The sequence below is a fragment of the Bradyrhizobium cosmicum genome, from assembly GCF_032290525.1.
Taxonomy (GTDB): Bacteria; Pseudomonadota; Alphaproteobacteria; order Rhizobiales; family Xanthobacteraceae; genus Bradyrhizobium; species Bradyrhizobium cosmicum_A.
Map to the genome: position 1 here is coordinate 214,332 of NZ_JASXTA010000002.1, position 15,240 is coordinate 229,571.

Here is a 15,240-nt window from a genome sequence, read left to right on the forward strand (position 1 = left end):
ATTCACATTATTGACAGGCGCCTGAATCCAGGCGGCAAGAGCCTTGAGAACCGGCAGCGGTTCTTGCGTCGGGCCAAATCCCTGGTGCAGGGCGCCGTCAAGAAGACCTCGCAGGAACGCGACATCAAGGATGTCCTGGAGGGTGGTGAGGTCACGATACCGCTCGACGGCATGCACGAGCCGCGTTTCCGCCGTGATGGCGGAACGCGCGACATGGTGCTGCCCGGGAACAAGAAGTTCATCGAGGGCGATTATCTCCAGCGCTCCGGCCAGGGCAGCGCCAAGGATTCCGGTCCCGGTGAAGGCGACAGCGAGGACGCCTTCCGCTTTGTCCTCAGCCGCGACGAATTCGTCGATCTCTTCCTCGACGATCTCGAACTGCCGGATCTTGCCAAGCGCAAGATCGCGCAGACCGAGAGCGAGGGGATCCAGCGCGCCGGCTACACCACGTCGGGCTCGCCCGCCAACATCTCGGTCAGCCGTACGGTCCGGCTCGCGCTGGCGCGCCGCATCGCGCTCAAGCGTCCCCGCAAGGATGAAATCGAGGAGCTGGAAGCCGCGATCGCGGCATGCACCGACGAGGACGAGCGTGTGGTGCTGCTCGCCGAGCTCGAAAAGCTGAAGGCGAAGACCAAGCGCATTCCTTTCATCGACCCGCTCGACATCCGCTACCGCCGCTACGAGAAGATGCCGCGGCCGGTCGCGCAGGCGGTGATGTTCTGCCTGATGGACGTCTCGGGCTCGATGTCCGAGCACATGAAGGATCTCGCCAAGCGCTTCTACATGCTACTCTACGTGTTCCTGAAACGCCGCTACAAGCATGTCGAGATCGTCTTCATTCGCCACACCGACCGTGCCGAGGAGGTCGACGAGCAGACCTTCTTCTACGGCCCGGCCTCCGGCGGCACGCTAGTCTCGAGCGCCCTGCAGGCGATGCACGAGATCGTGCGCGAGCGCTTCAACCCGTTGGACTGGAATATCTACGCCGCGCAGGCTTCCGACGGCGACAATTCCTATTCCGACGGCGAGCTCACGGGCATGCTGCTGACCGACAAGATTTTGCCGGTCTGCCAGTTCTTTGCCTATCTCGAGGTCGGGGAATCAGGCGGCAGTGCCTTCGATCTCTCCGACTCCTCACTCTGGACCCTCTATGAGCGCCTGCGCAACAGCGGCGCACCGCTCTCGATGCGCAAGGTCTCTGAGCGCAGCGAGATCTTTCCGGTGTTCCATGACCTGTTCCAGCGCCGCGACACTGCCCAGGAGAAAACTGCTCCATGACGGAAAGATTGTTCGAAGGCGCGGATTGGGATTTTCACACCTTGCAGCGCATCACCGATGCCTGCGAGGAGGTGGCGAAGAACGATCTCGGGCTCGACGTCTATCCGAACCAGATCGAGGTCATCACCGCCGAGCAGATGCTGGATGCCTACTCATCGGTCGGCATGCCCTTGTTCTACAAGCACTGGTCGTTCGGCAAGCAGTTCGCATATCACGAGGCGTCCTACCGCAAGGGCCTGATGGGGCTTGCCTATGAGATCGTGATCAACTCCTCGCCCTGCATCTCCTACCTGATGGAGGAGAACACCGCGACGATGCAGACGCTGGTGATCGCGCACGCGGCCTTCGGTCACAACCACTTCTTCAAGAACAACTATCTGTTCAAGCAATGGACCGATGCCGACGGCATTCTGGATTATCTCGATTTCGCCAAGAACTATGTGATGAGCTGCGAGGAACGCTACGGCCGCACCGAGGTCGAGCGTACCCTTGATGCCGCGCATGCGCTGATGTCGCACGGCATTGACCGCTATCCCGGCAAGAAGAAGCTGGATCTGCGCGCCGAGGAGAAGCGGGCAGGGCGCCGCCGCCAGCACGAGGAAGAGGTCTTCAACGACCTCTGGCGCACCGTCCCCAAGGGCGCTGCCAAGAGCAAGTCCGCGCTCAGCCTCGAGCGCCGCCGCAAGCTGCTCGGCCTGCCGCAGGAAAACCTGCTCTACTTCCTCGAGAAGAGCGCGCCGCGGCTGGCGCCCTGGCAGCGCGAGCTGCTGCGCATCGTCCGCCACATCGCGCAATATTTCTATCCGCAGAGCCAGACCAAGGTGATGAACGAGGGGACGGCGACCTACGTCCACTACCGCATCATGACCAAGCTGCATCAGCAGGGCCGCATCAGCGACGGCAACTTCCTCGAATTCCTGGGATCGCACACCAATGTGGTGTTCCAGCCCGAATTCGACGATCCGCGCTTCTCCGGCTTCAATCCCTATGCACTCGGCTTCGCAATGATGCAGGACATCGAGCGCATCGTCGCCAGGCCGGAGGACGAGGACCGCGAGTGGTTCCCCGACATCGCCGGCAAGAACGACGTGATGGGTGTCCTGCGCGACGTCTGGGCCAACTACCGCGACGAAAGCTTCATCGCCCAGTTCCTGAGCCCGAAGCTGATGCGGCATCTGCGCATGTTCCACCTGCACGACGATCCCGAGGAGCGTGCCGGCATAAGGGTCGATGCCATCCACGACGAGCGCGGCTTCCGCCGCGTCCGCCGCGAATTGGCGCGGCAGCACGATGTCGGCTACATCGACGCCAATATCGAGGTGGTCGACGTCGATCTGTCCGGCGACCGCCGCCTGATCCTGCATCACCACGTCATCAAGGGCGCGCAGCTCAACGAGACCGACGCCAAGCGGGTGCTCCAGCACCTCGCCGATCTCTGGACCTACGACGTTGCTCTGATCGAAGTCGATGCCCAGGACAAGGTCTTGCGCGAATACGTCGTGAGCCCGCGTCCGATCACGGCGGCGGCCTGAGACCGGCCGTCAGCTCCCGGAGCATCGACGTGGCGGATTTCTCGTCCGCTGCCCATCCTTCGAGACGCCCGCCTTTGGGCCCTCAGGATGAGGAAGGAGTGTGCGGCTGCAATTCGACAGATCGAGATGCTGCTTAGCCTCATCCTGAGGAGACCGCGGAGCGGTCGTCTCGAAGGACGAGGCGCTTGTTCTGGTCGCCATCAAGAATTTCGCATCGACAAAAGTGCTCTACGCCGACCGCTTTTTCGCCGGCTTCTTCTTGGACGCATTCAGCGCCACGGCCGCGCGGATCAGCGCCTTTAACGCCTTCTCGTTGATCTTTTCGCCTTCGCGAATGTCGATCGCGCGGCGTACATTGCCGTCGAGGCTCGAGTTGAACAGGCCTGATGGGTCATCCAGTGCGGCGCCCCGGGCAAAGGTCAGCTTCACCACGGCCTTGTAGGTCTCGCCGGTGCAGATGATGCCGTCGTGCTCCCACACGGGAACGCCGCGCCACTTCCATTCCTCGACGATGTCGGGGTCGGCGTCCTTGATCAAAGCTCGAACCCGCCCAAGCGTCTCGCCGCGCCAATCGTCGAGCTCCTTGATCCTGCCGTCGATCATCTTGGAGGGGGAAGCTCCGGTCGCCTGCTTCGCGCTGGCACTTGCGGTTACGGCTTTCTTCATGATTGCGCCTCGTTCACACGTTGCTGCGCCGGCTGACATAGGGCAGCGCGAACAAGTAAAGCCCGGTGATCAGCAACGGAATCAGCGGCACGAGCGCCAGCAAACCGATCCACACCGCCTGCATCTGCATGATCATCGCGACGATGTTCGCGATCACTGTCAGCGTGAAAGCGATCGACAGCCAGCGATGGATCTGCCGAATCCATATGTTCGAACTCAATGAGACCTCCTTTGCAAATGATCAGAATGGACGCCGACCGCGCTACTCGGCTCGCGCCAGCACTTCGTCCAGCTTGGTGAAGAACTGCTTCCAGCCGGCATGCGCGCCGCCGTAAGCCTGCTTCTGCGTCGGGCTGAAGCCCGCCTGCTCGACACGCAGGTGAGTGCCCGCATTCGTCGGTGTCAGCGTGAAGGTGACGACGCTTTTCAGGTCGAACGCCGCATCCTCATGCGAGAAATTCCAGGTATAGGCGAGCGTGCGTTGCGGCTCGACGGTGAGGACCTCGCAGTCCAGCACGCCGCCCCATTCGCCGCGAAGATTGAAGCGATGACCGACCGATGGCTTGAAGTCGTTCTTCATCAGCCATTCCTCGATCAGGTGCGGCTGCGTCAGCGCGCGCCAGAGCCGCTCGGCGGGAAAGGCAAATACGCGTTCGACGACAACGGAGCGGGTTTCGGCGGAACTTCCGGTCATTGGTCCATCCTCTTCAGGAGATCGTCGAGCGCATCGAGCCGGTTCTGCCAGAAGCCGGCCATCTGGCTGGTCCAGTCGACCAGCGGATTCAGCGCGCCCGGTTGCGCGCTGTAATGGGTCTGGCGTCCCTCATGGCGGTCGCGGACAAGGCCGGCCTGCTTCAGTGCGCCGAGATGTTTCGACACCGCAGGCTGGGAAACGCCCGAATGCGCCGTCAGCACCCGGACCGTCTGCTCGCCCTCGCGGCACAGCCGCTCGAAGATTGCCCGCCGGGTCGGATCGGCGAGCGTCCTGAACAGAAGATCGTGCGCGGCGGACATGCGAAACCCATAACCATGAGATTATGGATTATTAATAACCGTAGAGTTATGGGTAAGTCAAGCGCGCCGGGAGGATCTGGTCGTGACGCGCGCAATCCTCTCCGCCGTCATTGCGAGGAGCCCTTGCGACGAAGCAATCCAGTCTGTCTTCGCGGAGGGACTGGATTGCTTCGCTGCGCTAGCAGAATGTAGCGACACCCGCGCAACGCTACGGCCGCAAATACAGGTACCCCTGCGACTGCAGCTCGGCCAGGCGCACCACGCCGTCGTTCTCCGCACTGACGAAGCCCGGCAAGAGATCAGTGAGCGCGACGTTCTGCGCCTGCATCGTGTTGCCGCACGCCGCGAGCTCGACGCCGTCCTTGGAGAAATCGCCGAGGCGCCTGCTGACGTCAGGATTGGCATGCGCCGCGTGAAACGCTTCAGCGCCGGCCCGTGGATCACCAGCGCGATCGTCACGTGCTCGGGCCCGCCGACGCCGTCGATGTGGTTCTGGATGCAAGGACAAGCGGAAGAGCGAGGGCAAGCTTCATGATCGCACCGGGCGCGAGAGGCCTTGCCGGCCCGCATCGGGACGACGGGGCCAACTGGCGGTTAGTCGTAGGCCGAGCGCCGCGCGTTCAGGCGATATCGAGCGGCCTCCGTGGGGAGCCTCGCGCAAGGTTCCCGCCTTAGGACTCTGGAACGAGAGGCATCGATAAAACGCAGGTTGTCGCAAAGGGCTGGGTGGCGGTCGAACATGTCCGTAGGTCAGAATTTGCCCAACGTTACGATCGGCCAATCCCGGGGACGGCTGCTGATTTTTTTTGGCGCCGGCCTGCTGCTGACGCTGCTCTGCGCTACGCTCGCATTCAGCTGGCAGCAAGGCAAGAACATCACCACGTTCGAGGTCGCCCTCTGCTATGTGGGCGCGGTGTTTTTCGGCCTTGGCACCTGCAGGATGCTCTGGAGATTGCTCTCATCCAGGGAGCCGGTGGTCTTCATCAGCCGTGTCGGCATTCGCGACACCAGGCTTGCCGACGAGACCATTGCCTGGAGCTCCGTGCGGAAGATCGTCAGCTGGCAGCAGCTCGGGCAGAAGTTCGTGGTGCTTAAGCTCGATCCCCTTGTCGCCCGCCGATTCTCCGGGGGATTTCTGACGCGCGCCTTGTCGCTGATGAACAAGGCGCTCGGCGCTGACGGTGTGATCGTCAATGCGGGCGGCCTGACCATGGACGTCGAAACATTGCTCGAGACCTGCAAGCAATATTGGGGTGCCGGACGACCGGCTCCTTCGGACCACGCAGTGCCGGAGCCGGAGCCGGAGCCTGAGCCCGAGGCCGTCAGCTAAGGCCGCGAGGAATTGCCGGCATCGGATATGACGCCGCGCATCGCAGCGGCGGTCGAAGCAGGCATAGGCCGGCGTTGCCGGGGGGGCGCGCGAGGCTTAGTCCGCAGTCGGTCGAGAAGGTTCAAATCCTTGCGGCGATTCTGCCTGGGAACTCGGCGCCGACGATTCCTACGACATTGTCGCGGATCGTCAATGTGATAGTCTTTACCGACAGCTGGAAATTCGGAGTCGTAAGTTCACCGCCTTTGCAAGTTTGTGGAGTTCACGCAATGGGCGAAATTCGCAACTTCAGATCCGGAAATCAGGATGAGCCGCCTCCGCATGGCGGGGTAGGGCCTCGTCGTCTTGCAGCCATCATCGTCGGTGACATCGCGTCCTACAGCCGCTTGATGCAGGCCGACGAGGAAGGCACGCATGTCCGCGTCAAGCGGATCGAGCGGGATCTCATCCAGCCCAGCATCGTCGAACACCATGGAGCATTGGTGAAGACGACGGGAGACGGCTTCATCGCGATCTTCGACAGTCCCGTCGAGGCGGTTCGATGCAGCATCGTCATCCAGCAGAATCTCATCGGGCGCAACGCTTCGCTTCCGAAGGACTCCCGGATCGAATATCGGATTGGCGTCAATCTCGGTGATGTCATCATCGAGCCGGACGACGTCTACGGCGATGGCGTCAACATTGCGTCACGCATTGAGGGCATTGCCGAGCCTGGTCAGGTCTATATCTCAGGCGCGATCTACGAACAGATCAAGCACAAGGTGGTGTGCGGCTATGAGTCGCTCGGGGATCGCAAGGTCAAGAACATCACCGATCCGGTGCGCGTGTATCGCGTCCTGCCGGACGCAGATGCGATTGGCAGAACGCGCGGCCGTCGCGAGAATGTCCTGATCTTTCTCCTGAGCATCACGGTACTGATGATTGCCACGGGCGTGCTCTGGTACTTGCTGGTGCAGCCCGGCAGGGTGGGCGAGCAGGCCGCCGCGCCAACCGCATCTCCAGTCGCATCCCCGAGTCCGCAGCCTTCGTCCCGCGAAGCGGCCGTGCAGACGCCGCAACCGTCGCCCTCGTTGGCTTCGTCGCCTGCGCCGGCGCCTAGCCAATCGCCGCCGCCGCTCCGCGAACCCGAGATGATCGCCATTCGCGGCGGCACTTTCGCGATGGGAAGCAATGACGACCCGACCGAACGTCCCGTCCACCAGGTCACGGTCAAGCCGTTCTCGATCGGCAAATATCCGGTGACCGTGCAGGAATGGAACGAATGCGCGGCCGCAAAGGCGTGCGGCTTCACAGCCATCGGCAAGGACAATGCGCCGATTACCGATGTGAGCTGGACCGACGCACAGCAATATGTGGCCTGGCTCGCGCGGACCGCGAAGAAGCCTTACCGGCTTCCGAGCGAGGCCGAATGGGAATACGCCGCGCGCGGCGGGACCCAGACGAAATATTGGTGGGGCGACAAGCTCCAGCCGGGCATGGCCGGATGCAAGGATTGCGGTGAGTTCGCGGCCGAGCAGCCGGCGAAGGTCGGCAGCTTCAAGCCGAATCCGTTCGGCCTCCACGACATGGGGGGCGGAGTCGATCAGTGGGTCGAGGACTGCTGGCGCAGGACCTATCAGGGCGCACCGAATGACGGCTCGGCATGGACCGGCGGGGACTGCTCGTCCCACGTCCTGCGCTCGGGTTCATGGAAGAACGATTCGAGATATGTGAGGCCGTCCAACCGCGATGGCTACGATACCAATGTTCGTTATCCGACGCATGGATTCCGCGTTGCTCTAAGTCCTTGAGTGCTGGAGTCGTTTCGATGCAGATCATTCGTTGCGCCGCCCTGGCGGCGGCGCTTGCATTGCTCCCCGGCGTCGCCTATCCGCAGGGCAAGACCGCTCCCAAAGACGCCAAGCTTTATTTCATCACCCCGCGTGACGGGCAGAAGGTTCGTGGCGGATTCTGGGTCCGGTTCGGCTTGCGCAATATGGGCGTGACGCACGCCGGCGACGAGTACCAGAACGCCGGCCATCATCATTTGCTGGTCGACGTCAACGATCCCATCGATCCCAAGGAGCCAATCCCGCAGGACAAGTCGCATCTGCACTTTGGGGCGGGGCAGACCGAAACCCTGCTCGAACTTCCACCCGGGACGCACACGCTGCAACTGGTGCTGGGCGACGCGAAGCACTATCCGTTTGAGCCGCCTGTCGTGTCGAGCAAAATCACGGTGCGGGTCAGGTAGCGCCTTCGGCGGCAAAAACCTGCCATTCGCCCGGGATGCCTTTCAGCGGCACCGTACCCCGGCCGCTAAAGCGAATCCCCGACCCGGCCACGAGGTCCTTGACGGTGCTTGATACTAGAACTTCGCCGGCCTTCGCTAGGCCTGCGACGCGAGCGCCGATGTGGACGGCAATCCCGGCGACATCGTCACCGATCATTTCGCACTCACCGGTATGAAGGCCGGCACGGATGTCGATGCCGAGAGACTTGATCTCGTCCGCAATGACGCAGGCGCAGCGGACACCGCGCGCCGGACCGTCGAACGTCGCTAAAAATCCGTCGCCAGTCGTCTTGACCTCGCGGCCGCGAAAGCGGGTGAGAACCGCGCGGATCATCGCGTGGTGGTCGTCAAGCAGAGCGCGCCAGCGGCGGTCGCCAAGCGCAGCAGCTTTTTCGGTCGAACCGACAATATCGGTGAACAGCACAGTGGCCAGCACGCGATCGATAGGGGTCGCCCCGCGGGATCCTGTCAGAAATTCCTCGATCGTGTCGGAGATGTCGTTGGCATTCTCTCCGACATAGAAGAGATGATCGACGCCGGAAAATTCCGCCAGACGCGCTCCGGGAATCCGCGCGGCGACGTCGCGCCCGCCCTCGATGTTGACGACCTGGTCATCGGTCCGGTGAATGACCAGGGTCGGCACACGAACCGCTTGCAATACGCCGCTGATTTCGATCTGGCTGTTCATGCGCATCAAGGCTGTGACTGCGGCTGGGCTTGCGCCCAATCGCTCGTTGCGTCCCCACCAGCGTTGGAATGCGGCATCGTTCGCCCGCGAGGGCGCGAATTTTTGGAGACTGCCGCCGGTCCCCCAGGCTTTTTCGACATAGCCGAAGAACGTTTCGAGGGCCTCGTTGGTCGGAAACCAAAAGGAGAAACGGGAAAAGCTGCCGTAAAGGGCTAGCGCGCGGCACCGGTCAGGATAGGTGGCAGCGAACAGGATGGAGAGCGGCGCACCTTCGGAGATGCCGAGTAGGGCTGCCTGATCCATGCCCGCCGCATCCATGACGGCGCGCAGATCGTCCATGCGAATGTCGAGCCCGGGAAGCTCTCCGACACGATCGGATCCGCCGGTGCCTCGTTTGTCGAAGGTCACGACCCGGGCGTAGCTCGCAAGCCGAGTTAGGAACCGAGCGAAGTCGGGTTGCTCCCAATAGTTCTCGACGTTGGACACGAAGCCCGGCACCAGAACCAGATTGATCGGACCATCGCCGAACGCCTGGTAGGCGATGTGGACGTCTCCGCTCCTGGCATATTGCGTGATGGGCTGCATCCTGGTCCCTTCCTGCCGGTGAACCATAGCAAACTAGAGATGCGCGCGGAAAGCCGGTCGCTCTGTCCAAAAGGCGAAAGTGAGTTCGTGGACGAGCCCGCCTGCTAATCGCGATTCGGGTCCCTCACCGCAGGCTGGCGTTGAACTTGTCCAGTGCCGCTGAGCCCGGACACAGCGTGTCCGCCTCCAGCGTATTGAGGGGCGTCTCGACCGTGTCGAGATGCGCGTGCAGATCTTCCGCGTCGGGATCGACATAGAGCAGACCGGTGACGATCTGGCCCTTGGCGGCGTGCTTCTGCAGGAAGGTCATCGCGCCAAGCCGGTCATGCGGATCGTAATCGGCGTCGATCTTGCGCAGCGCGATCTTGCTGCCGTCGTGCTGCTCGACCATTTGCACCGTGCCCGGCGCATAGTCCACGGCGATGGGGTCGCGGCCGACCAGCACGTCGAGCCGATTCACCGCGTCATTGTGCTCGCGGACGTAGTCAAAACTCTTGGTCGAGCCGGCGTGGTTGTTGAAGGCGATGCAGGGGCTAATGACATCGATGAAGGACGAGCCCTTGTGACGGATCGCGGCAGCGATCAGCGGCACGAGCTGGGTCTTGTCGCCGGAGAAGCTGCGCGCCACGAAGGTGGCGCCCAGCTGCAGCGCGATCGCGACGAGGTCGATGGCATTGTCGGTGTTGGTCACGCCCTTCTTGGACTTCGAGCCGCGGTCGGCGGTCGCCGAGAACTGGCCCTTGGTCAGGCCGTAGACGCCGTTGTTTTCGACGATATAGGTCATGTTGACGCCGCGCCGGATCGAATGCGCGAACTGACCGAAGCCGATCGAGGCGGAATCGCCGTCGCCGGAGACGCCGAGATAGATCAGGTCGCGGTTGGCGAGATTGGCGCCCGTCAGCACGCTTGGCATGCGGCCGTGCACGGAGTTGAAGCCGTGCGAATTGCCGAGAAAATAGTCCGGCGTCTTCGACGAGCAACCGATGCCGGAAATCTTTGCCACCCGGTGCGGCTCGATCGACAGCTCATAGCAGGCCTCGATGATCGAGGCCGTGATCGAATCGTGGCCGCAGCCGGCGCACAGCGTCGAGATCTTGCCCTCGTAGTCGCGATGGGTGTAGCCGAGGTCGTTCTTCTTGAGCCCGGGATGGTGGAACTTCGGCTTGGCAATATAGGTCATGCGAGCACCTGCGATCCCAGCCGCGTCATGGTCGGGCTTGTCCCGGCCATCCACGTTCTGGCCGGAGAGAAGAAAGGCGTGGATGCCCGGGCATAGGCGAGCGGAAGCGACGCCGTCCTTCGGACGGCTATGCCCGGGCATGACGACGGAGAGAGTAACGCGCAAATCATGATACGGCCTTGCGGAGCGGGGTCACCTTGAGTTGATCCTGGTGGTCGCCAATGGCTTTTGCGATGAAGCGGGCGGTGATCGGGGTGCCGTCGTAATGCACGATCGGCACCAGCCGTACCGGGTCGATGCCGTTCTCGTTGACGATGAGCTGGCGGAGCTGGGCGTCGCGGTTTTGCTCGACCACGTAGACGAAGTCGTGCTCGGCAAGGAAGCTCGCCACGCTGGAGTGGAACGGGAAGGCGCGGATGCGCAGACGGTCGAGCTGATGGCCGCGTGCCTCGAGCAATCCGATCGCCTCGTCCATCGCGGGCGAGGTCGAGCCGAAATAGATCACGCCATATTTGGTCGGTCGCTCGGCGTTGGCCTGCAGCGGCCGCGGCACGAGGTCCTGCGCGGTTTCGAACTTGCGCACCAGGCGCTGCATGTTGTCGGCGTAGACCGAGCCTTCCTCGGAGTAACGCGCATAGCGATCGCGCGAGGTGCCGCGGGTGAAGTAGGAGCCTTTGGTCGGATGCGCGCCGGGATAGGTACGGTAGGGGATGCCATCGCCGTCGACGTCGAGATAACGGCCGAAGTCGCGGCCTTCCTCCAGCATCTCCGCGGTCATGACCTTGCCGCGGTCATATTGCCTGGCGTCGTCCCACTTCAGCGGACGGCAGAGCCGGTGGTTCATGCCGATGTCGAGGTCGAGCATCAGGAAGATCGTGGTCTGGAGCCGCTCGGCAAGATCGAAAGCGGCGGCAGCGAACTCGAAGGCCTCGGCCGGATCCTCGGGGAACAACAGCACATGCTTGGTATCGCCATGCGAGGCATAGGCGCAGGCGATGATGTCGCATTGCTGGGTGCGGGTCGGCATGCCCGTGGAGGGACCGGCGCGCTGGATGTTCATGATCACGGCCGGAATCTCGGCGAAGTATGAGAGGCCGATGAACTCGGTCATCAGGGAGATGCCGGGGCCGGAGGTCGCGGTGAAGGCACGGGCGCCGTTCCAGGAGGCGCCGATCACGATGCCGATCGAGGCCAGCTCGTCCTCGCCCTGCACGATCGCGTATTTCGCCTTGCCGGTTTCCGGATCGTGACGGTACTTCTTGCAGTGGGCGGTGAAGGCCTCGGCCACCGACGAGGACGGCGTGATCGGATACCAGGCGCACACCGTGGCGCCGCCATAGACGGCACCGAGCGCGGCCGCGCTGTTGCCCTCGATGAAGATGCGGTCGCCGACCTTGTCGGATTTCTTCACCCGCAGCCCGATCGGGCATTTCAAATTCTGCAGCGCCCAGTCGCGGCCGAGATGCAGCGCATGGACATTGGAGGAGAGCAGCTTCTCCTTGCCCTTGTACTGCTCGCCGATCAATTGCTCGATCAGCTTGGGATCCATGTCGAGCAGCGCCGACAGGCTGCCCAGATAGATGATGTTCTTGAACAGCTGGCGCTGGCGCGGATCGGTGTAGGTCGAGTTGGTGATCGCGGTGAGCGGCACGCCGATCACGGTGATGTCGTCGCGGAATTTGGTCGACGGCATCGGCTTGGTGGAGTCGTAGAACAGGTAGCCGCCGGGCTCGATGCCCGCGACATCCTTGTCCCAGGTCTGCGGGTTCATCGCCACCATCATGTCGACGCCGCCGCGGGCGCCGAGATGGCCGTCTTCGGTCACCCGTACCTCGTACCAGGTCGGCAGGCCCTGGATGTTGGAGGGGAAGATGTTGCGCGGTGAGACCGGCACGCCGTGGCGCAGGATCGCGCGCGCGAACATCTCGTTGGCGCTGGCCGAGCCCGAGCCGTTGACGTTGGCGAAGCGGACGACGAAGTCGTTTACGCTGCTGAGCGGCTTCTTGTCGGACATGTCGAACCTGCGTTAGTCATCTCGATGAAATATTTCTGCATGTCCCAGGCGCCGGTGGGACAACGCTCGGCGCACAGCCCGCAATGCAGGCAGACGTCTTCGTCCTTCACCATCACACGCCCGGTCTTGAGATCGCTGGACACGTAGAGGTCCTGGTCCGGATGCGGCGAGGGCGCCTTGAGGCGCTGGCGCAGATCGTCTTCCTCGCCGTTGGCGGTGAAGGTGATGCAGTCCATCGGGCAGATGTCGACGCAGGCATCGCATTCGATGCAGAGCGAGGTCGAGAACACGGTCTGGACGTCGCAGTTCAGGCAGCGCTCGGCTTCGCCCAGCGCGAGCTTGACGTCGTAGCCGAGCTCGACCTCGGCGCGGATGTCCTTCAGCGCGATCACCTTGTCGCGATGCGGCACCTTGAAGCGCTTGTCGTTGGAGATGTCGTTGTCATAGCTCCATTCGTGGATGCCCATCTTCTGCGAGGAGATTTGCACCTCCGGCAGCGGGCGTTCGGTGATGTCTTCGCCCGAGAGCATCTTGTGGATCGACAGCGCGGCGTCATGGCCGTGCGCGACCGCCCAGATGATGTTCTTCGGCCCGAACGCGGCGTCGCCGCCGAAGAACACCTTTGGATTGGTCGAGACGAAGGTCTTCGGATCGACCTTGGGCATGTGCCATTTGTCGAACTCGATGCCGCAATCCTGCTCGATCCAGGGGAAGGCGTTCTCCTGGCCGACCGCGACCAGCACGTCGTCGCATGCGATGGTCTGGTCCGGCTCGCCGGAGGGAACGAGGTTGCGGCGGCCCTTGGAATCGTATTCGGCCTTCACCTTCTGGAAGGTGATGCCGGTGAGCTTGCCGCCGGTGTGGACGAATGCGACGGGGACGAGGAAGTTGAGGATCGGAATGTCCTCGTGGAGCGCGTCTTCCTTTTCCCAGGGCGAGGCCTTCATCTCCTCGAAGCCGGAGCGGACGACGACCTTCACGTCTTCGCCGCCGAGCCGGCGTGCGGTGCGGCAGCAATCCATTGCCGTGTTGCCGCCGCCGAGCACGATCACGCGCTTGCCGATCTTGTCGATGTGGCCGAACGAAACCGAGGCCAGCCATTCGATGCCGATATGGATGTTGGCGGCGGCCTCTTTCCGACCGGGAATGTCGAGTTCACGGCCGCGCGGCGCGCCGGAGCCGACGAAGACCGCGTCATACTTCTCCGCGAGCAGCGCCTTTATGCTCTCGATACGGTGGCCGCCTTTGAACTCGACGCCGAGATCGAGGATGTAGCCGGTCTCCTCGTCGATCACCGAATTGGGCAGGCGGAATTTCGGGATCTGCGTGCGCATCATGCCGCCGGCTTCCGGATCGCCGTCGAACACGGTGCAGTGATAGCCGAGCGGTGCCAAATCGCGCGCCACGGTCAGCGAGGCGGGACCGCCGCCGACCAGCGCGATGCGCTTGCCGTTCTTGGGGCCGGGCCGCGGCAGGCGCTGCCTGATGTCGTCCTTAAAGTCCGCGGCGACGCGCTTGAGCCGGCAGATCGCGACGGGTGTTTCCTCGACGCGTCCGCGCCGGCACGCCGGCTCGCAGGGACGATCGCAGGTGCGTCCGAGAATTCCCGGAAACACGTTCGATTTCCAGTTGATCATGTAGGCGTCGCCGTAGCGGCCTTGGGCGATCAGTCGGATGTATTCGGGAACCGGGGTGTGCGCAGGACAGGCCCATTGGCAATCGACCACTTTGTGAAAGTAGTCGGGGGCCGCGATATCGGTCGGTTTCATTCCTACCCTGTCCGCGCAGGCTCAAAGACCCCGCGGCCTTTTCTTGAGCTTGGCGAACGCTAAAGCGCGTCGATCTGGTTTCTGAATGACGTCATTAGGTTAGCTTATTAGAACCGTTCCGAAGTACAACGGCAAATTTGGTCGATCACCGGCTTTCATAGGAGCTGCGCGCGCACAGCATTAACGGCCGCGCGCAATGCGGCGGTGCAATATGCTGCGTTGCGGATGGCTGCTTTAGTTGCGCGCGATGTCGCTCTTCGCGAGATCCCACATTAGGCTGTAGGTGCCGACCGAGACTGGAAGCGGGAAGGGCGATGCAGCAGGGCCAGTGAAGCGTTCGGCAATGACGGCCGAGACCGCGCCGACATGGGTGCCGTCGATCAGCACGAACCAGTCGCGTGCGCCTTCGTTGCGAACCGCTGGAATGTCCGCCGTTGTGCCGGACAATTCCGGCTCGCTTTCGAGCAGGTGCATCGAGATGATGCCCTCGCGCGTGTCCGGCGCCAGCTTTTCTTGCAGTGCATCACGCCAGACGATTGCATTCTCCGGCGTCGGCCGCAGCCGCACGAGGCCGAGCGCAGCGCCACGGCCGGCACCCTTGCTGATGGTGATGCGCGCGACCACGCGCAGCATGTTCTTGAAATTCGCCATGGTCCGCCGCGACCAGTCGGTCGGGGTCGCGAGCCGCGCCCGGTAGGCGGGACTGTCGAGTACGTCGAGCGTCGCGGTCGAATACAGCGAGAGATATTTGGGATTGGCGGCGTGCGCGACATAGCGCCGCGCCTCCAGAAATCCCTCGATCGCGATGCGCTCTTCCAGATGCTCGCGATCGTACCAACGGTTGAAATCGGGTTCGTCTGAAACGTCGACATTCATCGACGTCAGCAGCATGCCTTTCCCGGCGAGCGGCAT

The 15,240-nt window shown here is 62.8% G+C and carries 14 protein-coding genes and 1 pseudogene; 5 read left to right on the forward strand and 10 right to left on the reverse strand.

The features are described from left to right. Together QSV46_RS04735 and QSV46_RS04740 are read left to right on the forward strand one after the other, a co-directional pair. Positions 1 to 1,278, forward strand: a complete 1,278-nt coding sequence (locus QSV46_RS04735; protein ID WP_314947879.1) for a YeaH/YhbH family protein — start codon at positions 1 to 3, stop codon at positions 1,276 to 1,278. Beyond that, positions 1,275 to 2,810: a SpoVR family protein gene (locus tag QSV46_RS04740; protein ID WP_314947180.1), complete on the forward strand. Its 1,536-nt coding sequence runs from the start codon at positions 1,275 to 1,277 to the stop codon at positions 2,808 to 2,810. Before QSV46_RS04735 ends, QSV46_RS04740 begins: the two co-directional genes overlap by 4 nt. A gap of 228 nt (positions 2,811 to 3,038) precedes the next feature. Here the strand turns inward: QSV46_RS04740 and QSV46_RS04745 are convergent, their stop codons facing one another. The 5 genes and pseudogenes from QSV46_RS04745 to QSV46_RS04765 all read right to left on the reverse strand — a co-directional run. Then, positions 3,039 to 3,476, reverse strand: a complete 438-nt coding sequence (locus QSV46_RS04745; protein ID WP_314947183.1) for a DUF1801 domain-containing protein — start codon at positions 3,474 to 3,476, stop codon at positions 3,039 to 3,041. Between the two features lie 13 nt (positions 3,477 to 3,489). Then, positions 3,490 to 3,696 (reverse strand): hypothetical protein, encoded by a 207-nt coding sequence (locus QSV46_RS04750; RefSeq protein ID WP_314947186.1) that lies wholly within the window; start codon positions 3,694 to 3,696, stop codon positions 3,490 to 3,492. A gap of 42 nt (positions 3,697 to 3,738) precedes the next feature. Further along, positions 3,739 to 4,170 carry an SRPBCC domain-containing protein gene (locus tag QSV46_RS04755; protein WP_314947189.1) on the reverse strand — a complete coding sequence of 144 codons (432 nt, stop codon included), beginning with the start codon at positions 4,168 to 4,170 and terminating at the stop codon, positions 3,739 to 3,741. Then, positions 4,167 to 4,490, reverse strand: coding sequence for a metalloregulator ArsR/SmtB family transcription factor (locus QSV46_RS04760; protein WP_314947192.1), 324 nt, complete (start codon positions 4,488 to 4,490; stop codon positions 4,167 to 4,169). The genes QSV46_RS04755 and QSV46_RS04760 overlap by 4 nt, the downstream gene beginning before the upstream one ends. A gap of 208 nt (positions 4,491 to 4,698) precedes the next feature. Further along, a pseudogene (locus QSV46_RS04765) lies at positions 4,699 to 4,988 on the reverse strand (DsrE family protein); the annotation flags it as partial. A gap of 241 nt (positions 4,989 to 5,229) precedes the next feature. On the opposite strand from QSV46_RS04765, the gene QSV46_RS04770 reads away from it, so the two are divergent. The 3 genes from QSV46_RS04770 to QSV46_RS04780 all read left to right on the forward strand — a co-directional run bounded on the left by QSV46_RS04770 (position 5,230) and on the right by QSV46_RS04780 (position 8,053). After that, positions 5,230 to 5,820 carry an STM3941 family protein gene (locus tag QSV46_RS04770; RefSeq protein WP_314947195.1) on the forward strand — a complete coding sequence of 197 codons (591 nt, stop codon included), beginning with the start codon at positions 5,230 to 5,232 and terminating at the stop codon, positions 5,818 to 5,820. Positions 5,821 to 6,089: 269 nt separating this feature from the next. Then, on the forward strand, positions 6,090 to 7,610 hold the full coding sequence (locus QSV46_RS04775; protein WP_314947198.1) for an SUMF1/EgtB/PvdO family nonheme iron enzyme: 1,521 nt from the start codon (positions 6,090 to 6,092) through the stop codon (positions 7,608 to 7,610). A gap of 17 nt (positions 7,611 to 7,627) precedes the next feature. Beyond that, entirely contained in the window at positions 7,628 to 8,053 is a 426-nt protein-coding gene (locus QSV46_RS04780; RefSeq protein ID WP_314947201.1) for a DUF4399 domain-containing protein, read from the forward strand. Here the strand turns inward: QSV46_RS04780 and QSV46_RS04785 are convergent. The 5 genes from QSV46_RS04785 to QSV46_RS04805 form a co-directional block, all read right to left on the reverse strand. Then, on the reverse strand, positions 8,046 to 9,365 hold the full coding sequence (locus tag QSV46_RS04785) for an adenylate/guanylate cyclase domain-containing protein (RefSeq protein WP_314947204.1): 1,320 nt from the start codon (positions 9,363 to 9,365) through the stop codon (positions 8,046 to 8,048). The two genes, QSV46_RS04780 and QSV46_RS04785, sit on opposite strands and share 8 nt — an antisense overlap. A 124-nt stretch (positions 9,366 to 9,489) precedes the next feature. Continuing rightward, positions 9,490 to 10,545 (reverse strand): 2-oxoacid:ferredoxin oxidoreductase subunit beta, encoded by a 1,056-nt coding sequence (locus tag QSV46_RS04790; protein WP_314947207.1) that lies wholly within the window; start codon positions 10,543 to 10,545, stop codon positions 9,490 to 9,492. 166 nt (positions 10,546 to 10,711) lie between these two features. Then, positions 10,712 to 12,559 (reverse strand): 2-oxoacid:acceptor oxidoreductase subunit alpha, encoded by a 1,848-nt coding sequence (locus QSV46_RS04795; protein WP_314947209.1) that lies wholly within the window; start codon positions 12,557 to 12,559, stop codon positions 10,712 to 10,714. Continuing rightward, the gene (locus QSV46_RS04800) at positions 12,529 to 14,328 is read right to left on the reverse strand and encodes an FAD-dependent oxidoreductase (protein ID WP_314947212.1); all 1,800 of its coding nucleotides are present in this window, start codon (positions 14,326 to 14,328) and stop codon (positions 12,529 to 12,531) included. The genes QSV46_RS04795 and QSV46_RS04800 overlap by 31 nt, the downstream gene beginning before the upstream one ends. A 234-nt stretch (positions 14,329 to 14,562) precedes the next feature. Then, entirely contained in the window at positions 14,563 to 15,240 is a 678-nt protein-coding gene (locus QSV46_RS04805; RefSeq protein ID WP_314947215.1) for a DUF4286 family protein, read from the reverse strand.